General features: G+C 54.3%; 15 protein-coding genes and 3 tRNA genes. 11 read left to right on the top strand and 7 right to left on the bottom strand.

The genetic code is table 11. The annotated features are described in order from the left end of the window. Positions 1-94 precede the first annotated feature (94 nt). The 8 genes from LCF41_RS04815 (at position 95) to recD (ending at position 14001) form a co-directional block, all read left to right on the top strand. Entirely contained in the window at positions 95-598 is a 504-nt protein-coding gene (locus LCF41_RS04815; protein WP_225087116.1) for a prepilin peptidase-dependent protein, read from the top strand. Further along, positions 592-1218: a prepilin peptidase-dependent protein gene (locus tag LCF41_RS04820; protein WP_225087117.1), complete on the top strand. Its 627-nt coding sequence runs from the start codon at positions 592-594 to the stop codon at positions 1216-1218. Before LCF41_RS04815 ends, LCF41_RS04820 begins: the two co-directional genes overlap by 7 nt. After that, entirely contained in the window at positions 1215-1670 is a 456-nt protein-coding gene (locus LCF41_RS04825; RefSeq protein WP_225087118.1) for a YgdB family protein, read from the top strand. The genes LCF41_RS04820 and LCF41_RS04825 overlap by 4 nt, the downstream gene beginning before the upstream one ends. Then, a complete protein-coding gene (locus LCF41_RS04830) occupies positions 1657-2052 on the top strand; it encodes a prepilin-type N-terminal cleavage/methylation domain-containing protein (RefSeq protein WP_225088100.1) in 396 nt (131 codons plus the stop codon). The genes LCF41_RS04825 and LCF41_RS04830 overlap by 14 nt, the downstream gene beginning before the upstream one ends. A gap of 56 nt (positions 2053-2108) precedes the next feature. Next, positions 2109-5507, top strand: a complete 3399-nt coding sequence (gene recC, locus LCF41_RS04835) for an exodeoxyribonuclease V subunit gamma (RefSeq protein WP_225087119.1) — start codon at positions 2109-2111, stop codon at positions 5505-5507. Between the two features lie 96 nt (positions 5508-5603). Continuing rightward, on the top strand, positions 5604-8564 hold the full coding sequence (gene ptrA, locus LCF41_RS04840; RefSeq protein ID WP_225087120.1) for a pitrilysin: 2961 nt from the start codon (positions 5604-5606) through the stop codon (positions 8562-8564). Then, on the top strand, positions 8561-12145 hold the full coding sequence (recB, locus tag LCF41_RS04845; protein WP_225087121.1) for an exodeoxyribonuclease V subunit beta: 3585 nt from the start codon (positions 8561-8563) through the stop codon (positions 12143-12145). The genes ptrA and recB overlap by 4 nt, the downstream gene beginning before the upstream one ends. After that, a complete protein-coding gene (gene recD / locus LCF41_RS04850; RefSeq protein WP_225087122.1) occupies positions 12142-14001 on the top strand; it encodes an exodeoxyribonuclease V subunit alpha in 1860 nt (619 codons plus the stop codon). The genes recB and recD overlap by 4 nt, the downstream gene beginning before the upstream one ends. Positions 14002-14013: 12 nt before the next feature. On the opposite strand, the gene LCF41_RS04855 is transcribed toward recD, so the two are convergent. Then, positions 14014-15036 carry a LacI family DNA-binding transcriptional regulator gene (locus LCF41_RS04855; RefSeq protein ID WP_431191552.1) on the bottom strand — a complete coding sequence of 341 codons (1023 nt, stop codon included), beginning with the start codon at positions 15034-15036 and terminating at the stop codon, positions 14014-14016. Positions 15037-15360: 324 nt separating this feature from the next. On the opposite strand from LCF41_RS04855, the gene LCF41_RS04860 reads away from it, so the two are divergent. After that, positions 15361-16557: an L-talarate/galactarate dehydratase gene (locus tag LCF41_RS04860; RefSeq protein ID WP_225087123.1), complete on the top strand. Its 1197-nt coding sequence runs from the start codon at positions 15361-15363 to the stop codon at positions 16555-16557. Between the two features lie 63 nt (positions 16558-16620). Here LCF41_RS04860 and argA read toward each other — a convergent pair whose 3' ends face one another. Next, positions 16621-17964, bottom strand: coding sequence for an amino-acid N-acetyltransferase (argA, locus tag LCF41_RS04865; protein WP_225087124.1), 1344 nt, complete (start codon positions 17962-17964; stop codon positions 16621-16623). A gap of 258 nt (positions 17965-18222) precedes the next feature. Here argA and amiC point away from each other — a divergent pair, with 258 nt between their 5' ends. Next, positions 18223-19467, top strand: a complete 1245-nt coding sequence (gene amiC, locus LCF41_RS04870; RefSeq protein WP_225087125.1) for an N-acetylmuramoyl-L-alanine amidase AmiC — start codon at positions 18223-18225, stop codon at positions 19465-19467. Positions 19468-19629: 162 nt separating this feature from the next. Here amiC and LCF41_RS04875 read toward each other — a convergent pair. The 3 genes from LCF41_RS04875 to LCF41_RS04885 all read right to left on the bottom strand — a co-directional run bounded on the left by LCF41_RS04875 (position 19630) and on the right by LCF41_RS04885 (position 20003). Then, positions 19630-19706, bottom strand: a tRNA-Met gene (locus LCF41_RS04875). 72 nt (positions 19707-19778) lie between these two features. Further along, positions 19779-19855: transfer RNA gene (locus LCF41_RS04880), tRNA-Met, on the bottom strand. 71 nt (positions 19856-19926) lie between these two features. Beyond that, positions 19927-20003, bottom strand: a tRNA-Met gene (locus LCF41_RS04885). A 271-nt stretch (positions 20004-20274) separates the two neighbouring features. On the opposite strand from LCF41_RS04885, the gene mltA reads away from it, so the two are divergent. After that, positions 20275-21405: a murein transglycosylase A gene (gene mltA / locus LCF41_RS04890; RefSeq protein ID WP_225087126.1), complete on the top strand. Its 1131-nt coding sequence runs from the start codon at positions 20275-20277 to the stop codon at positions 21403-21405. Positions 21406-21493: 88 nt separating this feature from the next. Here mltA and LCF41_RS04895 read toward each other — a convergent pair whose 3' ends face one another. Beyond that, the gene (locus tag LCF41_RS04895; RefSeq protein ID WP_225087127.1) at positions 21494-22411 is read right to left on the bottom strand and encodes a 4-hydroxy-tetrahydrodipicolinate synthase family protein; all 918 of its coding nucleotides are present in this window, start codon (positions 22409-22411) and stop codon (positions 21494-21496) included. A 43-nt stretch (positions 22412-22454) separates the two neighbouring features. Further along, complete coding sequence (locus LCF41_RS04900; protein WP_225087128.1) at positions 22455-23156, bottom strand: TetR/AcrR family transcriptional regulator; 702 nt, start codon at positions 23154-23156, stop codon at positions 22455-22457. Between the last annotated feature and the right edge of the window lie 81 nt (positions 23157-23237).

Here is a 23237-nt window from a genome sequence, read left to right on the forward strand (position 1 = left end):
TGTTGTTACATTGTTGCAGTAAAACATTGCGAGCCGCTACGTATAACGCCGTTAACACGCTGTTTTTGCTGATAAGACTCACTATCCTGACGCCATGAAAACAGGGAATCGACAACCGCGAGGGTTTACCTTGCTTGAATTATTAGTGGTGTTGACGATCGTGGTGCTGATGGCTGGCGGCGGCCTGCATGGCTGGATTCAGTATCAGCAGGCCATTCGTCTGGAGCAGAGTGCGCAGCAACTGCTGGATTTTTTGAACCGGGTTCAGGCCAATGCCTATTGGCATAACGAAACCCGGACGGCGAAGCTCATCTCGCAGGGGGAGCGATGGTGCATGGTCGCGAGCCAGAATGAAAAACAGTCTGGAGAGACATGCCGTGAGAACCATTCGGGACAGTTCGTACGTCGTACGCAGGATGTCGTGCTGGCAAAGTCCACCAGTAACGTGTTTACGTTTTTTGGCTTGCGTAATGCGGCACAGGCCGGGCACATCTCGCTGTCGAACGCTGCGGGTCAGTTGCGTCTCATCATCTCTGTGAGGGGGCGTATGCGTCTGTGCAGCGAATCGCAAGTGGTTCTGGCGATTCCCTTATGCTGAAGCAAATTGTGTTGAGGGACACGGCGCTGGGGAGAGTCAATCGATGGCGTAAACAGCGCGGTTTCACCTTGCCGGAAATCCTGTTAGCGCTGAGTTTAGGCAGCCTGATTATGCTGTCGGCGGCGCAGCTATACCCTCTGTTGCGTGGTCAAAGTCAGGACAGTGCACAGTTTTTCCGGCTGGAACAGCTGTTTAGTCAGGTAGCGATGGGGATTGAGAAAGATATCCGTCGGGCCGGTTTTTGTGCGGGAACCTGTCAGGGGAAGGCGATTAGCATCGGGAACTATCCGGGAGAGATGGAAAACAGCTGCCTGAATGTCTCTTACGATCTGAACCGAAATGGTATTTGGGATGGTGGAGAGCAGCAGGATGCCGAGTCTTTTGGCTATCGTCTGCGCGGTCGCTCGTTGGAAATTCAAAGCGGGGCGCACAATTGCCAGGGCGACCGATGGGAGAAACTGTTTGATCCGCAGGAGGTCGTGCTCACCCTATTCCGGTTACAGCGTCTGGCTACACAAAATGATGTGGCGCTGTATGAATTGCAACTGGCGGGATTCTGGGCCAAACGCCCTGCCGTTAAGCAACATATTACCCGCCTGATACTGGGGCGTAACCCATGAAGAAAGGATGGCAAACGGGAAGTGGAACACTGCCTATGGTGCTGCTGATCGCCGTTATTGGCCTGTTGTTGATGTCTGGTTTGCAACGTCAGCTTGATACTGCCATTCAGGTGGGAAACGATGAGCGGCATTATCTGCGCGCCTTCAATCAGGCACTGTCCTCATTGAACTGGGGAAAAGGGCGGCGTTGGAATGCGCTAACGGAAAGCTGGCAGTGTCAGCAACTGTCGGAGGAACAGCTAGTGGTGTGCCTGCGTGCGGCCTCGGATGGGAGGCAGGGGCTACTGCGTGGTGAAGGGACGCTACCCGGTTCGGTGCGACCGTTGACGCTGTACCAGCGCGTGTCATTTTTGGCGCTGTCATCGGGTCAAAATGCTATTCGACCAGTGGGTAACGGCTGGCTGGATTTTTGCCCTGATAAGGATGTGATGCGCTGTGATGCAACGGAATAGCGCAGTGAACAAGGAATGTGTGAATCATCAATCTGGTTTTAGCTTGCCGGAGACGCTGGTGGCGGCGCTGCTGTTTGCCGTGTCGCTGATGGGATTACTGCAATATCACCAGATATTACAGCAATCATTTCAGCATCAGTGGCAGCAGCGTCAGGCCTGGCGGTTTGCGATACAGCAGTTGGAAGCCTATGAAGCAGGCGTACCGTATCATCCGTTTGCTCTTGATAATGCGGCATCCCTGTCGAGTAAACACTGGCAGTTTAGTGTGTCGGAGCAGTTACAGAGTCCAGAATGCCGTCAGGTAACGGCAAGAGTCATGACGCCACGCCGCTATCAGGCTACACTAAACCGTTGGTTTTGTCGGTCATCGCCTGTTCAATAGGCCTGTTTGAGTAAACTGTGAGTTATCAATCGTAAGCAGCGGTAGCAGGAGCCAGAATGTTTAGAATCTATCACTCCAATCAGTTGGATATCCTGAAAAGACTGATGGTTGAGTTGATAAAACGTCAGCCGCTTGCCGATCCCTTCCAGCAGGAAGTGATTTTGGTGCAAAGTCCGGGGATGGCGCAGTGGTTGCAAATTGAACTGGCTGGGCACTTCGGTATTGCCGCGAATATTCAATTCCCGCTGCCCGGTGTTTTCTTGTGGAATATGTGTCGCCACGTGCTGCCGGATATTCCAAAAGAAAGCGCCTTCAGCAAGGACGCAATGACGTGGAAACTCATGCACTTGTTGCCCGATTTATTGGCACAGCCTGATTTTTCGGCACTGAAGCACTATCTACAGGATGATGATAACCAACGAAAGCTGCATCAGCTTGCCGGGCGCGTGGCGGATCTTTTCGATCAATACCTGATTTACCGTCCTGAGTGGATCAAAGCCTGGCAAGAGGGGAAACAGGTTGACGATCTTGGTGGTAACCAGCTGTGGCAGTCGGCGCTGTGGCGCGCGCTGGTGGATTACACGCGTAAACTGGCGCAGCCAGAATGGCATCATGCGATTCTGTATCAACGCTTTATTACTGCGTTAGCGCAGGCAAAAGTGTGCCCGAACGGTCTGCCGCCGCGCGTTTTTATCTGCGGCATTTCGGCGTTACCCCCGATCTATTTACAGGCGTTGAACGCGCTGGCGCGACATATTGACGTGCACCTGCTCTTTACCAACCCTTGTCGCCATTACTGGAGTGACATCCAGGACTATAAGTTTCTGGCGAAGCTAAAAGCCCGCCACCGCCGTTTACATCGTTTTGACGATGAGCAGACTGATGAAACCCGCCCGCTCTTTCGCGATCCTTCACAGGCAGAAACGTTGTTTAACGATGACGGTCAGCAGTCGATTAATAATCCGCTGCTGGCATCGTGGGGAAAACTGGGGCGCGATAACCTTTATCTGCTGGCTGAGCTGGATAACGTGCAGGAGGTCGATGCCTTTGTTGAGTCTGATGGCGAAAATCTGCTGCAAACCTTGCAACGCGATATTCTTGAACTGGAAGACCACGCGGTGGTGGCTGTCAGCCACGAAACGCAGAACACCAGCACGCAAAAACGTTTGCTGGAACTCGACGATCGTTCGGTCGATTTTCACGCCTGTCATAGCCCGCAGCGTGAGGTTGAAGTGCTTCACGATCGATTGCTGGCCATGATGGCAGACGATCCTGAGCTGATGCCGCGTGATGTTATTGTGATGATGGCGGATATCGACAGCTATACGCCATTTATTCAGGCGGTATTTGGCAATGCGCCGGATAATCGCTATCTGCCTTTTGCCATCTCCGATCAGCGTGCGCGGCATGCGCACCCTGCCTTGCAGGCCGTAATCAGCCTGCTGGATTTACCGACAAGCCGTTTTACGGCGGAACAGGTTCTGGCATTGCTTGAAGTCCCCGCGCTGGCTGCCCGTTTCGGTATTCAGGAAGAAGGATTACGGCGTCTGCGCCTGTGGGTGGTGGAGTCCGGCGTGCGCTGGGGATTGGATGACGACAATGTGCGCGATCTCATGCTGCCGCCGACGGGCCAGCATACGTGGCGTTTCGGTCTGACGAGAATGCTGCTGGGCTATGCGATGGACAGTCAGGTCGGCGACTGGCAGGGGGTGCTGCCTTATGATGAATCCAGCGGATTGATTGCGGAATTGGCTGGTCAACTGGCCGAACTGCTGATGCAAATTCACCAATGGCGTCAGCGCCTGTCTCAGCCGCGTGTGCTGGTCGACTGGCTACCGCTGTGTCGAGAGCTGTTCGAAACCTTTTTTGATGCGGATAGCGAAACCGAAGCGGCGCTGGCATTGGTTGAAAAACAGTGGCAGTACGTGATTGGGATGGGCACGGTGGCGCGCTATCCGCAGCAGGTGCCGATTTCCCGGTTACGTGATGAGCTATCGCGGCGCCTCGATCAGGAGCGGCTCAGCCAGCGTTTTCTGGCCGGTGCGATCAATTTTTGCACGTTGATGCCAATGCGTTCTATTCCCTTTAAGGTCGTGTGTTTGCTGGGGATGAACGATGGTGTTTATCCCCGAACGCTGCCGCCGCTCGGGTTCGATCTAATGGGGCGGAAGATCAAGCGCGGCGATCGTAGCCGACGTGACGATGACCGTTATCTGTTTCTGGAGGCGCTTCTGTCGGCGCAGCACAAACTTTATATCAGTCATATCGGGCGCTCGATTCAGGATAATACGCGTCGCTATCCTTCCGTATTGGTGAGCGAACTGACGGAGTATATCGCCCAAAGTTATGTCTTGCCGGGCGATGAGGCGCTGGATATTGATAGCAGTGCTGAGCGGGTGGTGAAGCACCTCTGCCATGAACATAGCCGTATGCCTTTCGATGCGGATAACTTCCTGTCGGCACCGCAGCCATTGAGCTTTGCGGCAGAGTGGCTGGCGGCGGCGAACCGAAAAGGGGAAGCCCAGCCTGATTTCGATCGTGAAGCGCTGTCCGAAAGAACAACGGATAGGGATGTCAGTCTGGACGATCTGAAACGGTTTTATCGTCACCCGGTGCGAGCCTTTTTTCAACTGCGGCTTGGTGTGAGTTTCATGCTGCACAGCGATGAACTGTTGGATGAAGAGCCCTTTGTCGTTGATAACCTTAACCGCTATCAATTGAACAGCGAGTTGCTTAACACGTTGATTAATGACGGTGATACGGAAAAACTGTATCGCCGGGCCCGAGCGGCGGGCGAGCTTCCCTATGGCGCGTTTGGTGAGATTTACTGGCAGGAACAACAGCAGGATATGGCGCAACTGGCAGCGCGTGTGCGTGATGAGTTAACGTCCTCGCTGTCGGTGAGCCGGGAAGTGGATATCCTCCTTAACGGTGTGCGCATCAGCGGCTGGCTGAATCAGGTGCAGCCGGATGGTTTGCTACGCTGGCGTCCCGGCACGCTTTCCATGAAGGATGGCATGACGCTGTGGTTGGAACACTTGGCTTATTGTGCGACGGGGGGGCAGGGCGAAAGCCGATTATATGGGCGGGAGGATACCGCGTGGCGCTTTTCTACCTTGTCGGAAACGCAGGCCAGAGAACATTTGGCTCTCATGCTGGATGGATATCGTCAGGGAATGAGCAAGCCGCTGTTACTGCTCAATAAAGCGGGGAGCGCCTGGCTGGCTGAATGTTATGATCGTGAAAGCGATAGCCTGCGGTCAGATGAAGAGGCGCAGAACAAAGCGCGCGCCCGTTTATTGCAAGCCTGGCAGGGCAATATGGGAATGCGGGGGGAAGGCGAGGATTATTACCTGCAACGTATTATTCGTGAGTTGGATGAAAAACGAATGAATGAGGTGATTGAGGCGGCGAAAATCTGGCTACTGCCACCGTTCCGCTCTAATCTGGCGTGATGAGTTTGTTTTGGGTAATGACAGAGTCGATTTCGAGGTGCGAGAAGAGAACGCACTGCAAGGTGAAAAGTGATGGATATGAGGTTGGAGAATTGCATGCGTAAACAGTGGGTCTGGATTACCGGGTGGTTTCTTTTATTCACATTCTGGCTTCCGGCGAGTTGGGCAGAGACGGGCTGGCAGCCGCTGGCTCAGACCATTCGAAAAAGCGAAAAAGATCCGCGGCAATATCAGGCGATTAAACTGGATAATGGCATGATCGTTCTGCTGGTTTCCGATCCGCAGGCACCCAAATCTTTGGCATCACTGGCGCTGCCTATTGGCTCGCTGGACGATCCCGATAACCAACTGGGGTTAGCGCATTACCTTGAACACATGGTGCTGATGGGATCAAAACGTTACCCAGAGCCGGAAGCGCTGTCCGAGTTTTTGAAAAAGCATGGTGGCAGCCACAACGCCAGCACGGCGTCTTACCGCACGGCGTTTTATCTGGAAGTCGAAAATGATGCGCTGCGGCCCGCTGTAGACCGGATGGCTGACGCGATTGCGGAGCCGCTACTCGATCCGGTGAATGCCGATCGTGAGCGTAACGCGGTCAATGCGGAATTAACGATGGCGCGTTCGCGTGACGGTCATCGCATGGCGCAGGTCGGTGCAGAGACGCTGAACCCTGCGCACCCGAGTGCGCGTTTTTCGGGGGGGAATCTTGAAACCCTGAGCGATAAGCCTGGCAGCAAACTGCATGATGAACTGGTGAAGTTCTACCAGAAATACTACTCGGCCAACCTGATGAAAGGGGTGATTTACAGTAATCAACCTCTCCCTGAACTGGCAAAACTGGCGGCCGATACCTTCGGGCGCATTGCCAATCACAACGCCAGCGTTCCTGCGGTTACCGTCCCTGTCACGACGGAGAAGCAGCGTGGCGTGATGATTCACTATGTCCCTGCGCAACCGAGAAAACAGCTGCGTATTGAATTTCGCGTCAGCGATATTAGCCAGGAATTTCGCAGCAAGACGGATACCTACATTAGCTATCTGATCGGCAACCGCAGCCAGAATACGCTTTCTGATTGGTTGCAAAAGGAAGGACTGGTTGAGTCTATCGGTGCGGGTTCTTCACCGATTATCGACCGTAACGGCGGCATGTTCGCTATTTCAGCCTCGCTGACCGATAAAGGTTTGGCGCAGCGTGACGAGGTGATTGCGGCCATCTTCCGTTACCTGCAAGAAATCCGTACCGAGGGAATTCAACAACGTTATTTTGATGAGATCGCACGCGTTCTGGATCTGGATTTCCGCTATCCGTCCATCAGCCGGGACATGGACTACATCGAGTGGCTGGTGGATACCATGCTGCGCGTGCCAGTCGAACATACGCTGGATGCGCAGTATGTTGCGGATCGCTACGATCCGAAGGCTATCGCTGCACGTTTGGATGAGATGACGCCGCAGAACGCGCGCGTTTGGGTTATCAGTCCGAATGAACCGCATAATAAAGTGGCCTACTTTGTCGATGCGCCGTACGAGATGGATAAAATTCCGTCAGCAACATTCGCAAAATGGAAAACGCTGGGGCAAAAAATGTCGCTGTCGTTGCCAACGATCAACCCTTATATCCCAGATGATTTTTCTCTGATCAAAGCGGATAAATCGATAACCAAGCCGACGCTTCTGCTGAATCAGCCGGGGCTGCGCGTGCTGTATATGCCAAGCCACTATTTCGCCGATGAGCCGAAAGCAGAAATCACCCTGTTCCTGCGTAATCAGGAAGCGCGCAGTACCGCACGGAATCAGGTGTTGTTCGCGTTAAATGACTATCTTGCGGGGCTGGCGTTGGATGAACTCAGCTATCAGGCCTCAGTGGGTGGCATTAGCTTCTCCACTCGCAGTAATGATGGTCTGGTAATTAGCGCCGATGGCTATACCCAGCATTTGCCACGATTGCTACTGACGCTGGCGGACGGCTATGCCTCCTTTACGCCGACGGAAGCGCAATTGGAGCAAGCAAAGTCCTGGTACTTGCAGCAGTTGGATGCGGTCGAGAAATCCAAAGCCTTTGAACAAGCCATACAGCCGATTCAGGCGGTATCGCAACTGCCTTACTTCGAGCGCGGTGAACGACGTAAATTGCTGAAAGATATCCACTTACAGGATGTGATTAATTATCGCAACGATCTGCTGCAAAACGCCACGCCGGAAATGCTGGTTGTCGGTAATCTGACACCGGAGAGCGTGACCGAGTTAGCGACGACGCTGAAAGCGCATCTGAAGGCGAAGGGTGAAAATCTGTCGCGCAGCGATGATGTCAAAGTCAGCAAACCACAGTTCGCTAATCTACAACGCCCAGGCAGCAGCACGGATTCTGCGCTAGCGGCAGTGTATGTGCCAACGGGTTACTCGGAAACGCAAAGCATGGCGTATAGCTCGGTGCTGGGGCAGATCGTTCAGCCTTGGTTCTATAGTCAACTGAGAACGGAAGAGCAGTTGGGCTATGCGGTGTTTGCTTTCCCGATGTCGGTTGGCCGACAGATGGGCATTGGCTTCCTGCTACAAAGCAACAGCAAACAGCCTGCTTATCTGTATCAGCGCTATGAAGATTTTTACCTGAAAGCGCAAAAACGACTGCGTGAAATGAGTGAAGAAGAGTTCGCACAGTATAAACAAGGTGTGATGAATGAACTGAATCAACGTCCGCAGACATTGGGTGAAGAAGCCAGCCGACTGCGTAAGGATGTGGATCGGGAAAATTTTGCTTTTGACTCGCGGGAGAAACTGCTCGAACAAATCAAACCGCTGACGGTGGCGCAACTGGCCGATTTCTTCCAGCAGGCGCTGAAGCCTGAGGGGCTGGCCGTATTGTCGCAGGTTTCCGGCAGCCATCATGGTAAAGCTGACTATGCCGCACCGAAAGGATGGCATACCTACGCAGACGCCTCTTCATTGCAGAAAACGTTACCGCGTGAGAAAGCGCCTGCGATGATCCCTGCGCCAGCCGCACAGCCCGCAGCGGATACTGCGGCATCGGACGCTGTCGGTAAGGTTGCAGCACAATGACAAGTGCCGCGCCGCAATCATTAGACGTGATGACGTTACCGCTCCTGGGGGAGCGGCTGATTGAGGCGTCGGCCGGAACAGGGAAAACCTATACGCTGGCTGCACTGTATCTGCGCCTGTTGCTGGGGCTGGGTAAGCAAGCCGCGTATCCACGTCCGCTGCTGGTCGAGGAAATTCTGGTTGTGACCTTTACGGAGGCTGCGACCGAAGAACTGCGAGAGCGTATTCGTGCCAGAATCCATGCCTTGCGTATCGCCTGCCTGCGTAAAAGCGCGCAGGGGGAGCAGGCGGAGAAACCTAAAGATGCTTCGCTCGCGCAACTGCTGGCGGAGATTTCGGACCATCACGATGCGGCGGATGTCTTGCTGGCGGCCGAACGGCAAATGGACGATGCGGCGATCTACACGATCCACGGTTTCTGCCAGCGTATGCTCAGTACCAATGCGTTTGAATCCGGCGTACTGTTTGAACAAGTGCTGATAGAAGATGAGCAGCCGTTGCGTCGTCAGGCCTGCGCCGATTTTTGGCGCCGTTACTGCTATCCGCTGCCGGTAGAAGTCGCCCGTATTGTCGGTCTGGAATGGAAAGGGCCGGAAAACCTGCTGGCCGATCTGGCTCCTTATCTGCACGGTGAAGCGCCTGCGTTTCGTTTACCGCCAGAAGAAGACGAAACGCTGCTTAGCCGACATGAGAAAATTGTAGCGACGATCGATGCGTACAAGCAGCGTTGGCTAGCGTCAGCAGCGGAGCTGGAAGCGTTGATTAGCGCTTCTGGCGTCGATAAGCGCAGCTACAGCAGCAAGCATCTTCCCAACTGGCTACAGAAAGTCACGCTGTGGGCAGAACAGCAGCCGACGCTGGATTACCAACTGCCGAAGGATCTAGTGCGGTTTTCCCAGCAAGCGCTCATTGAAAAGACGAAGAAAGGGGAACCGCCTGTTCATGCTCTGTTCGAGGAGACTGAACGGCTGCTTGAAACGCCGCTATCGCTGCGTGATTTGGTGATTGTGCGTGCGCTGTCGGCGATCCGGGAGTCGGTGCGTGAGGAGAAACGACAGCGTGCGGAGCTGGGATTTGACGATCTGCTGAGCCGTCTGGATGTTGCGTTGCAGCAGCCGGGGGGAGAGCAGCTTGCCAGCGCCATTCGTGAGCGCTATCCGGTAGCGATGATTGATGAGTTTCAGGATACCGACCCCCAGCAATATCGTATTTTCCAAACGCTGTACGTTGGGCAACCGCAGTGTGGGTTGCTGTTGATCGGTGACCCTAAGCAGGCTATCTATGCGTTTCGCGGCGCGGATATTTTTACCTATATGCACGCGCGCGGAGAAGTGGCTGCGCATTATACGCTGGGCACGAACTGGCGCTCGTCGCATCAGATGGTGCGTGGCGTTAATCGTTTGTTTGAGCGCCTCGCCCATCCTTTTATTTTCCACAATATCCCTTTCCTGCCGGTCAAGCCTGCCGACTCTAAACGCGGCCTGGTGTTTGACATCGCCGGGCAGCCCCAGCCTGCACTGCAATTCTGGCTAACGGGTTCAGAACCGATCGGCATAGGGGATTATCAGCAACAGATGGCGCGCCAGTGTGCGGCGCAGATTCGTGACTGGCTCGTGGCCAGCCAGCGTCATGAAGCCTGGCTGGTTAGCGATGATTCCCGGCGTTTGGTCAAAGCTTCCGATATGAGCGTGCTGGTGCGTAGCCGGCGTGAAGCCTCGCTGATTCGTGATGCGCTGAGCCGTTTGTCGATTCCTTCAGTATATCTGTCCAATCGCGATAGCGTATTCAGCACGCCTGAAGCCAGCGATATGTTGTGGCTGTTGCAGGCGGTACTGGCGCCGGAGCAGGAACGCACGTTACGTAGCGCAATGGCGACGGCGCTGATGGGGTTGGATGCCGAACAGGTTGATGCGTTAGGGCAAAGCGAAGCCGCATGGGATGCGCTGGTGGATGAGTTTGCCGGTTATCGCATGCTGTGGCGCCAGAAAGGTGTACTGCCGATGCTGCGTGCGCTGATGAGCCAACATCAACTGGCAGAGAATCTGCTGGCGAGTGCGGACGGGGAGCGCCGCATTACCGATATTCTGCATATCGGTGAATTATTGCAGGATGCCTCCGCAACGCTTGATAGCGAACATGCGCTGGTGCGCTGGTTATCACAGCAGATTGTCCAACCTAATCCGCAGGCAGAGAATCAGCAGTTACGCCTGGAAAGCGACCGTCATTTGGTGCAGATCGTCACGATCCATAAATCAAAAGGGTTGGAATATCCGCTCGTGTGGCTGCCTTTCATCAGTAATTTCCGCGTGCAGGATCAGGGCATTTATCACGATCGCGAGAGCTATCAGGCCGTGTTGGATCTGCAAAATCATGAGGAAAGTCAGACGTTGGCGGAAGAAGAGCGGCTGGCGGAAGATTTACGTTTGCTGTATGTCGCGCTGACCCGCTCTATTTACCACTGTAGCGTGGGCGTTGCGCCGATTCAGCGGTCGCGTAAGAAAGACGGCAGCAGCGATATGCACCAGAGCGCGCTGGGCTATTTACTCCAGCGCGGTAAAGAAGCTGAGGCCGCCACGTTGGTTAGCGAGCTGGAAGGCATGGTCGGGGACGGCGTCGCATTGACACCGCTACAGGAGACGGAAACGCAGCGCTGGCAGCCGGATAGACCAGAAGTGGCAGAGCTACAGGCTCGCCACATTGAACGCCAACTGCGCGACGGCTGGCGAGTCACCAGCTATTCGGGGCTTCAGCAACATGGTTCTGCAAGCGCACAGGATCTGGTGCCGCGTCTGGATATCGAAGCGATAGGCGAGCGTCAGGAAACGGATGAAGCCCAGCTGACGCCGCATACGTTCCCACGCGGCGCGAGTCCGGGGACGTTTTTGCATAGCCTGTTTGAAACGCTGGATTTCACTCAGCCCGTTGATGATGGCTGGCTGGCCGAGCAGTTGCAGCTACAGGGATTTGAAGCGCACTGGCATCCGGTGTTGAAGGTGTGGATGGATACGCTGTTGCATACGTCGCTTAACGAACAAGGGATTATGCTGTCAGCGCTGGATAACGCAGATAAGCAGGCTGAATTGCAGTTCTATATACCCATTGAGGCCCCGATACAGGCGGCGCAGCTCGATCGGCTGGCAAAGCATCACGATCCGCTATCCGCGCGGTGTCCGGCGCTCTCTTTTCAGCAGGTGAAAGGCATGCTGAAAGGGTTTATCGATCTGGTGTTCCGCTGGGAAGGGCGTTATTACCTACTGGACTATAAGTCCAACTGGCTCGGCCCTGATGCCAGCGCGTACACCCAAACGGCCATGATGCAGTCGATGGCCGAACACCGCTACGACCTGCAATATCAGCTCTACACGCTGGCTTTGCACCGCTATCTACGTCATCGTATTGCGGATTATGACTATGAGCGCCATTTTGGCGGGGTGTTTTATCTGTTTTTACGCGGCGTTGAAGCGTCGCATCCTGGCAATGGCATCTTTGCTTGTCGTCCCTCTGCTGAATTTGTTTTCGGGCTGGATGCACTCTTTAAGGGAAAGACGTCTGACGATGCTGATACAGGAATTCCCTCATGATTGCGTTACTTGAAACGGCGCTGGTGCGGCGGTTGCTGCGCCCGCTGGATGTGCAGTTCGCCAGAATGCTGGCGGATGAGACGCAGCCCGATCTGCTGCTGGCTGCTGCCTGCCTGAGCGCGCACTCAGGGGCGGGGCATGTGTGTTTACCGCTGGAGAATTTGCAGGCACAGACGCTGTTTGACGGTCGCGATCCTGAGCTGGCGCAACAGCTGCTTGCGGAGGCAGGGCTAAACACGGTCGCCGCATGGCAGCAGCATTTGCTGGCATCTGATGCTGTCAGCGACGGCAGTGCGTCGACGCCGCTGGTGTTGCAAGGAGAAAAGCTTTATTTACAGCGCAGCTGGCAGAGTGAGTGCCGCGTGGCGCGGTTTATCGCCAGCGAACGCGATACGCTACCCGTTGATGAACCTGCGATCCGAGCCGTGTTGGATAGGTTATTTCCTGACACGAGTGAAGAGGTTGACTGGCAGAAGGTGGCCGCTGCTGTCGCGTTGACGCGTCGCATTGCGATTATTTCCGGCGGGCCAGGGACAGGGAAAACCACGACGGTGGCCAGACTGCTGGCCGCGCTGATTGAGCTGAATACGGGAGAAGCGTTACGTATTCAATTAGCCGCACCGACTGGGAAAGCAGCAGCGCGGCTCACGGAGTCGCTGGGTCAGGCTCTGCATCGCCTGGCGGTGGAACCTCGGCAGCGTGATGCGTTTCCGCAGGAAGCGACAACGCTGCATCGGCTGTTGGGCGCGGTGACGGATAGCCAACGTCTGCGTCACCATCAGGATAATCCGCTGCATCTGGATGTGCTGATTGTGGATGAGGCGTCAATGGTCGATCTGCCGATGATGGCGAATGTAATTGCCGCGCTTCCACCACACGCGAGAATTATCTTTCTGGGCGATCGCGATCAACTGGCGTCCGTCGAGGCGGGGGCGGTATTGGGCGATATCTGTCGTTTTGCCGAGGCTGGCTATAGCCGCGCGCGGGCGCAGCAATTGCAGCGGCTGACGGGCTGTCATCTGGATGAAAACGGCCCTGAAGGGCAGACGACGGTCAGTGACAGTATCTGTCTGTTACGTCGGAGCTACCGCTTCGATCCGCATTCCGGTATTGGCCAACTGGCGCTGGCGGTGAATGGCGGCGATGATGCTCGCGTGCGTGCGGTGCTGAACGGTGAGTTTACCGATATTACCTGTAGTCCGTTAGCCGAGGCTGAAGAGTATCAGGCGATGCTGGCACAGTGTGTCGAAGGGTATCGTGATTATCTACAGCTTATTACGGCGGGAGCAGCGCCGGATGCCGTATTGCTTGCCTTCCAGCGTTATCGCCAACTGTGCGCGTTGCGTGAAGGGCCATTTGGCGTCTCAGGGCTGAATCAGCGTATTGAGCAGGCTTTGCATCAGGCTGGGTTGATTCAGCGCAGCCGTAATCCGCTTAACCGCTGGTATCCCGGCCGACCGGTCATGATTGAACGGAACGATGCCGCCTTGGGCCTATTCAACGGCGATATTGGTATTGCCATGATAGGGGAGAGCGGCGAGCTGCGCGTGTTTTTCCCCTTGCCGAATGGCGAAACCAAAGACGTGACGCCAAGCCGTCTGCCGCCGCACGACACAGCCTATGCGATGACGGTGCATAAATCGCAGGGATCGGAGTTCGATCATACGGCGCTGGTGCTGCCGAACCACTATTTACCGGTGCTGACGCGGGAGCTGGTGTATACCGCTATCACGCGTGCGCGCCAGCGTTTGTCACTCTATACCGATGTCCGCATTCTCTGCCGGGCGGTGAAAACGCCAACGCAGCGCTATAGTGGCTTGGAAGAGAGAATTAGCGCATTAATGATGCGTCCTTGATGGGGGATAACGTCAGGCGGACTCACGCTCAATCAGTGAAAAACCGATATCCATGATGGGGGAAGGCACGCTTTTCCCCTCAATCTTTTCTGCCAGCATGGCCGCTGCGTCGGTGCCGATCTTCCTGCGATCGATCCTGATCGTCGTAATCGTTGGTGTGCTGTGGGCGGCGAAATCGAGATCGCCAAATCCCATCACGGCCAGTTGCTTCGGCACCGCTAATCCTCTGGCGGCAGCTTCAATCATCACACCTTGCGCCAGCGTATCGGAACTGCAAATGATGGCATCAAAAACGTCGCCATCGGCGAGAAGTTCGATCAGCCCTTGCCGCCCTAACGCCAGCGTCGCAGGCCACGGGGCGAGGGTTTCACGCACGTAATGTCCCGGCTGTTTTTGTATGACGTCGTAAATGCCCTTCTTACGCAGCCCGGCACGCGCGTCTTCGGTCCAGACCAGGCCAAAGCGCAAATGTCCTTTACCCAGCAAATAGTGTCCGATGGCGTTCCCGATGCTTTCATGGGAAAAACCGACCAGCATATCGAGCGGCGTTGGGGTGAGATCCCAGATTTCGACAACGGGGATCGTAGCGTTGAGCAGGAGACGTTTGAGTTCGGGCGTATGGTGAATACCGGTGAGGACGATACCGTCTGGGCGACGAGAAAGCAGGGTGGCGACAATCTCTGCCTCGGATTCATTGGTATAGCCAGAGACGCACAGCAGCATGTGGTAACCGCGTGCGGCTAGCTCATCGCTGATCGCCTGAATGGTATCAACGAACATATTGTTATTGATTTGCGGCACAACGACGGCAATCAGCTTGCTGCGTCGGGAGGCGAGCCCGCCTGCTAACATATTGGGGATATAGCCCGTGGCGCGGACCGCTTCCATCACCTTATTCACAGTTTCCGCACGAACAATCTTCGGGTTGTTCAACGCGCGGCTGACGGTCATGGGCGAAATGCCTGCGGCACGCGCGACATCTTCAAGCGTGGGAGCGCGCGGCGGCATGTTGCTGGCGTTTTTATCGCGTTTCAATCACGGGTTCCCTTCTGAAGCTGCGCGCACATTTACATGTCGCTGGATTATCGTTGATGGCACATCGGTTTACCAGTCGCCTGTATTTCTACAACCTGCCGAATTGTCTCGTTTTTCCGGTTGACCCCAGAGCTGGCTAGGCTGTATTTCCGCTGTATCCTCTTACTTTTTGTGGTGATTGCGCAATCATTAATTCTGTCTCTCGATGAACGATTTTATCGTGGTAATGATTATTGTGTGATCTGCATTGCATGTTTTTTCTTCATTTGTCGCTATCTTCCTTCTGTTTATGAATGTTAGCGCAATCATTTTACGAGGTGAGACATGACTATCAGTGCAAATTCAGCGGCGGTTAGCTATGCAAAAGTCACGAACGTCAGAACGGCTGCCGAGTCGGGCGATCGAATTGAATGGGTAAAACTCTCTCTGGCGTTTTTGCCGCTAGCCACGCCGGTTAGCGATGCGAAAGTGCTGACCGGAAGGCAGAAGCCGCTGACCGAAGTGGCGATTATTTTTGCCGAAATCCGCAGTCGTGATGGGTTTGAAGGAGTGGGATTCAGCTACTCCAAGCGGGCGGGTGGACAGGGCATTTATGCCCATGCAAAAGAGATTGCCGATAACCTGCTGGGCGAAGATCCGAACGATATCGATAAGATCTACACCAAGCTGCTGTGGGCTGGGGCATCGGTTGGCCGCAGTGGAATGGCGGTACAGGCGATTTCTCCGCTCGACATCGCGCTGTGGGATATGAAAGCTAAGCGCGCGGGTCTGCCTCTTTCTAAGCTGTTGGGCTCACATCGTGATTCCGTGCAGTGCTACAACACCTCCGGCGGCTTCCTGCATACGCCATTGGATCAGGTATTAAAAAATGTCGTCATCTCCCGTGAAAGCGGTATCGGCGGGATCAAATTGAAAGTCGGGCAGCCGAATACGGCGGAGGATATCCGTCGCCTTACGGCGGTGCGTGAAGCGCTGGGAGATGACTTCCCGCTGATGGTGGATGCCAATCAGCAGTGGGATCGCGAAACGGCGATTCGGATGGGAAGAAAGATGGAAGCCTTTAACCTGATTTGGATTGAAGAGCCGCTGGATGCCTACGATGTGGAAGGCCATGCGGCGCTGACGGCGGCGCTGGATACACCGATTGCCACTGGCGAGATGCTGACCAGCTTCCGCGAGCATGAACAGCTGATTCTTGGGAACGCCAGTGATTTCGTCCAGCCGGATGCGCCGCGCGTGGGCGGGATTTCGCCTTTCCTGAAAATTATGGACTTGGCCGCGAAGCACGGTCGTAAACTGGCACCGCATTTTGCGATGGAAGTGCATTTGCATCTGGCCGCGGCCTATCCGATTGAGCCCTGGCTGGAACACTTCGAGTGGCTGAATCCGCTGTTCAACGAGCAGCTAGAGCTGCGCGATGGGCGCATGTGGGTATCTGACCGTCTGGGGCTTGGATTTACGCTGAGTGAACAAGCGAGGAAGTGGACAGCATTAACATGCGAGTTCGGTAAGCATCCATAAACAGGCAAATACACATGGCCGATTTTATGGTCGGCCATGCGCAGCGTTATTGAGTGGAATCGCTCAGAGATCCAATACCAGAATCTTCGAGCGACGCTGGTAGTTGTACAGTGCCTGTTTTTTCTTCGGCAGCATTTCCACTTCGGCAGGTAAAAAGCCGCGTTCCTGGAACCAGTGAATGCTGTGCGTCGTCAGCACAAACAGCTTTTGCAGACCCTGCTGACGCGCCTGAGCGGCAATACGTAGCAATAGCATGTCGCCGCGCGATGAACTGCGGTAATCCGGGTGAACCGCGACGCAGGCCATTTCGCCGATGCTTTCTTCCGGGAACGGATAAAGTGCCGCGCAGGCAATGGTCAGGTTATCGCGTACCACGACGGTGAATTTGTCTATCTCCATTTCTAACTGCTCGCGCGAGCGTCTCACCAGAATACCTTGTTCTTCCAGCGGGCGAATCAGTTCCAGAATACCGCCGATATCATTGATGGTCGCACGGCGAACCTGCTCGGCGCTTTCCATCACGATCTGCGTACCGATACCGTCGCGTGAGAAGAGCTCTTGCAACAGCGCTCCGTCGTCCTGATAGCTAATCAGATGGCTGCGGCGTACGCCGCTACGGCAGGCTTTGACTGCGCCACGCAGGAAGCGGACTGTCCCCGAATGGTAATCACCAGCCTGTTCCAGCGCATCAATACGCCGTTGTGCGTCATCCGGGAACAGCTCGGAAATGATGCTGCCTTCTTCATTGGTCACGCCCTGTGACGAGCAGAAGCCGATCATCTTCTCCGCTTTCAGTTTAATCGCGAGCTGGGTTGCCACCTCTTCCGAGGTTAAATTGAAACTTTCACCGGTGACTGACACCGCAACCGGGCCGAGCAGGACAATCGCGCCGCTATTCAATTGGCGGTGAACCGCCTCCTCATCAATGCGGCGAATGCGGCCGCTGTGGCAGTAGTCCACGCCGTCATCCACGCCCAGCGGCTGCGCGATAATAAAATTACCGCTGACGACATTAATGTGGGCGCCTTGCAGCGGCGTGTTGTTCAGGCTCATCGACAGTCGAGCCGTGATATCCAGTTGCAACATCCCCGCTGCCTGCTTAACCAGCTCCAGCGTGGCGCTGTCGGTGATGCGGGTGTTTTTATGGTAGTGAGGCTCGTAGTGATGTGTTGTCAGGTTGGCGTCGATCTGGGGGCGAGCGCCATAAACCACCACCAGCTTGATCCCCAGACTGTGTAACAGCCCGATATCATTTACGATGCTAGAGAAGTTGGCATGTTCAATGGCTTCGCCACCTAACATGATGACAAACGTTTTGCCACGGTGGGCATTGATATAGGGAACTGAATGGCGGAAGCCCTGAACCAGTTCTGTACTACGTTCCTTCACTGCGAGCCCTCTTTGCATTTTTATTCGTAATTTATGTATTTTTATTCTTTATGGTGTAAAAGGCAAGAGGAAGTATTCACCATAAAAGCGAGGTTAATGCTTCAAATTTATGATATCCGCCTGTTATAAGGCCTGCAGATGATTTTTGCATGACAGGGCAGAGCAGATTCGTTAAAGTTTTTGACAATTTTTACCTTTATTCATTTTTTGATCGCTTATCCCATGCAGTAGCAAACAAAAATTCAGGATAACGCACAGCAATCAGATCGGAGCGGCATGTCTCATTCGAATCATCATCTGACTCGACGACGTCTATTACAAAGCGCAGCAGCAACCTGGCTGTTAAGCGTAAGTGGTGTGGGGATAGCGGCGACAACACAGGTCGTTGCCGTGCGTGTCTGGCCGTCTTCCGCCTATACCCGCGTCACGCTGGAATCTAATAACCCGCTGAAATATAAACAGTTTAGTCTCAGTAATCCCGAACGCATCGTGGTGGATATCGAAAATGTTCACCTGAACAGCGTATTGAAGGAAATAGCCAGCCAGTTTCAGCAGGATAACGATCTGCTGATTAAAGAGGCGCGCATCGGTCAATTTGATAAAAGCACGGTGCGTCTGGTGCTGGAGCTTAAACAGCAGGCGACGACTAAAGTTTTTACGCTGGGGCCGGTGGCCGAATTCAAGCACCGACTGGTGCTGGATTTGTATCCTGCGGCAGGGCGCTACGACAACGAAGACGATCCGCTGCTGGCGCTTTTGGAGGATTACAACAAAGGCGATCTGGAGCGCACCCTGCCGGCAGAAGCGCCCAAAGCTGGGAAGGCAGGGCAGGATCGTCCGCTGATTATTATGCTCGACCCTGGTCATGGCGGTGAAGATCCCGGCGCGATTGGCAAGAATAAAACGCGCGAGAAAGACATCGTGCTGCAAATCGCCCGCCGCCTGCGTAAGCTGATCGATAATGAATCCAACATGAAGGCGTATATGACGCGCAATGAAGATGTGTTCATTCCGCTGCGCGTGCGGGTGGCGAAAGCGCGCAAGCAGCGTGCCGATCTGTTCATTTCGATTCATGCGGATGCGTTTACTAATCGATCGGCAAGAGGATCGTCGGTTTTTGCCCTCTCGAAGAAAGGGGCAACCAGTACCGCCGCCAAATTTCTGGCAGAAACTCAGAACGAATCAGATTTGATCGGCGGTGTGAGCATGAGCGGCGATCGCTATCTGGATCACACCATGTTCGATCTGGTGCAAACCGTCACCATCAGCGACAGCCTGAAGTTTGGTCAAGAGATTCTGAGTCGATTGGGCAAAGTGAATCGCCTGCATAAAAACAGCGTCGATCAGGCCGGATTTGCGGTACTGAAAGCGCCGGATATTCCGTCTGTTCTGGTTGAGACGGCATTTATCAGTAATCTGGAAGAAGAACGCAAGCTGCGCACCAGCCATTTCCAGCAGCAAATTGCGGAATCCATTTTTGCAGGAATTAAAGCCTACTTTGCCAGTCAGGCTGAGCGGTAGTTGATGTTGCATGATGACCGCGTCCTGCTGGCGCGGTTCAGAGGAAATCAATAGATCTGGGGCGCGGTGTAGGAATGGTATAGATAATAGGTGACGCAGAAAACAAAAAAGCACCCGTTAAGGTGCTTTGTCGCTTGGTTCTTAATTAGACATAGTCTTAGTTGGTTGCGGGGGCCGGATTTGAACCGACGACCTTCGGGTTATGAGCCCGACGAGCTACCAGGCTGCTCCACCCCGCGTCCGTATGACTTCTTTTACTACTGACTATCTTTTACTGCTTTCACGTTTCTTGATGGACGACTCACATCAATTGGTTGCGGGGGCCGGATTCGAACCGACGACCTTCGGGTTATGAGCCCGACGAGCTACCAGGCTGCTCCACCCCGCGTCCGTACTAACTTCTTTACTACTGACTATCTTTACTGCTTTCACGTTTCTTGATGGACGACTCACATCAATTGGTTGCGGGGGCCGGATTTGAACCGACGACCTTCGGGTTATGAGCCCGACGAGCTACCAGGCTGCTCCACCCCGCGTCCGTGGATGCGCACTATACTCTCCATGAGTATTGATGCAACCTATTTCTCTAAAAAGCGCGGTATTTGGCTGTCAGGTGATTGATTTACCACCTGATAGGTTGTTTTATGACCGCAATGTGGCGATGAAAAGAAACCCCACCTTTTACTGTGCTGCATGCCGAACGACATTCGCTTGATCCGTGGATTTATATGCTGTCCCATTCCTTTCTCGATAGCCGTTTGTTATCGTTCGACGGTAAATTTTTTGATGTAAAAAGCGAGCGCAAAGATGAAGGGACGGTGGGGAAAATACGTGCTGACCGCAGTGGTCATTGCCATTCTGGCGGGGTGCCAATCCCGGCCAACCGATCGCGGGCAGCAATATAAAGATGGTCACCTCAACCAGCCTCTGGAATTGGTGAATGAGCCGAATGCCAAGGGCAAACCCGTCAACGCGCGGGATTTCATGACTCAGGTTTCTGAAATCCGCTCGGCGTCACCGAATCTCTATACGCGCAATAATACGACCTTTCAGGCGATTGAAAACTGGATGATGTCTGGGGCTGACACCCGTGAACTGAGCAAGTTTGGCCTGAACGCCTGGCAGATGGAAGGCGTCGATAACTTTGGCAACGTGCAGTTCACCGGTTACTACACGCCAGTGCTACAGGCGCGCCATACCCGTCAGGGTGAATTCCGCCATCCTTTATATGCCATGCCGTCAAAGGGCAGAAAGAACAGTCGGCTACCGGATCGTGCTGGCATTTATGCTGGTGCACTGGATGACAGGCTGGTTCTCGCCTGGACCAACTCGCTGGTCGATAACTTCATGATGGAAGTGCAGGGCAGCGCCTATATTGATTTTGGCGATGGACGTCCGCTGACGTTCTTCGGCTACGCCGGTAAAAACGGCCATGCCTACCGCAGTATTGGTAAAGTGCTGATCGATCGGGGTGAAGTTCCACGTGAAGAGATGTCTATGCAGGCCATCCGCAAGTGGGCGGAGCAGCACACCGAACATGAAGTACGTGAATTGTTTGAGCAGAATCCCTCTTTTGTGTTCTTTAAACCCATGATGTCCGCGCCTGTGAAAGGGGCAAGTGCCGTGCCGCTGGTGGCGAAAGCTTCTGTGGCATCTGACCGTTCGCTGATTCCGGCTGGTACGGCGCTGTTAATGGAAGTGCCGCTGTTGGATAACGTGGGCAAATTCACCGGCAAATATGAAATGCGCCTGATGATTGCGCTGGATGTCGGTGGGGCGATTAAAGGCCAGCACTTTGATATGTATCAGGGCATTGGGCCAGATGCAGGGCATTCGGCTGGCTTCTATAACCACTATGGACGGGTCTGGGTATTGAAGAGTGCGCAAAGCAGTCCGGCGAACGGTTCAGGATCGCTGTTAGTCAACAATCCACAGTAGTCATCTCTTTCGTTTGAAATCTCAGAAGTGGTGTAAAGATGAGCCACTTCTGAGATGAAACGCTTGCTCTCCACGTACCAGAACAGAATCAGCTGTTAAAGCCGTATTTGCTGCTCAGCCCTAATTCGTTCACGATACGAATACCTGAATCCAACGCTTCGCCCTGCAAACCCCGCAGTGGACGGCGCAGGCTGCCTGCCGGTAAACCTACCGCCTTCATCAATGATTTCACCGCTACCGGGTTGATTGCGGAATAGGTGTAATGCAACAGCGGCAGCAAATGTTGATAGGCCTGACGGAAGCGCTCTGCATCCTCACCATTTTTCCACGGACGAGAAATTTCAGCCAGTTCTGCTGGGGCAATATTGCCGGTCATGTTGGCCGTCCCATGCCCTCCCAACGACATTGTTGGCACCACCAGACCCAGATTGGGCGAGTCGCAGCACATCACCGAAACATCAGGGTTCCCTGCCAGAACCTGTGCGACCTGACCTACGCGGGTGGTGGATTCTTTATGAATAACGTAGTTCGGGTGTTGGAAAATACGCAGCAGCGATGTCCAGTGCAGATCCGTTTTCACGCGTGGCGGATTGTTATAAATCCCTAACGGCAAATCGGTCGCGTCGGCAATTTCCAGAAAATAGCTTTCGATATCGCTCTCGCTGGCACAGATATAGGCGGGGGCGGCGATAATGGCACCGTCTGCGCCGTTGTCATGTGCATAGCGAACATAGTCAATGGTGGTATCGGTATTGTTACCGGTACAGCCGTAGAACAGCTTCATTTTGCTGGTGCTGTATTGCGCGGTTCGGCGGATGATCGCCTTTCTCTCATCTGGGGACAGCATGGACACTTCCCCCGTTGAGCCCATAATCAAAACGGCTGCGGTGCCGTTGTCTTCCTGGAATTTTAATAACGCCTCAAATGCGCCGAAATCCACGCTGCCATCGTCATTAAAAGGCGTAATAAGGGCAACGAATGACCCTTCAATTTTTTCTCTGCTCATGTCTGTTTCCTGTCAATGTAAACGTGTTGCGAATAACTAAAAATCAGGACTGAAGTGATGTCTCAGTCAGTGGCTTGGCGGTAAAACCCGCCTCGACAAAACGTAAGAGATGCGACAGCACGCGGTCGTCATCTCGGTTGTCACACAGCCCTTTGGAAAGCAACGCCAGACGGCCAGAGCGCGGATCGGCGTCGGTTAACACGTGCATGGCGGCACCACGGGCAAATTCATAACGCCAGATCACCTCTGCGCGCGATAACTCCGGCAGCGCACGGGAAAAGGCATCGATAAAACGGTGAGCGACGTGATCGAACTGCGCCGAAAGCAGGGCAGTGACCTCCAGACCCGGCGTCGCGCGCAGGTGCTGTAACAGGCGCACGACAATACGTCCGCCGTCGGGCGTGCGGGCTGTTTTAACCAGCGGGCGCAATAGCGCATCCAGCAGCGCGGCAACGGGCAGTTCATCACCCTGATTGGCCTTTTCCACCTCATCCAGCAGACGCGTTCTTTCGTCATTTAACGGGCCGAGAACGTTGTCCAGTACGGCACGCAGTAATCCTTCTTTCGAGCCAAAGTAATAATTCACCGACGCGACATTCACGTTGGTGGCTTCCGTTATTTCGCGAATCGTCGTTAGCTCACTGCCTTTACAGGCGAAGATCGTGATGGCTTCACGCAGGATGCGCTGTTTAATGTCTGCCTCTTTTTCTTTGCTTTGCTCTTTGGTTTTCAATAACGCCACCATGATTCATCCTTTTTGCTCACGCTCACAGTCGGGGGCACCGACGTCATGCGTTGTGATAGTGAGGCTGTGTAAAATGCGCTG

Origin of the sequence: Pectobacterium colocasium (assembly GCF_020181655.1) — a bacterium.
GTDB classification, from domain to species: domain Bacteria; phylum Pseudomonadota; class Gammaproteobacteria; order Enterobacterales; family Enterobacteriaceae; genus Pectobacterium; species Pectobacterium colocasium.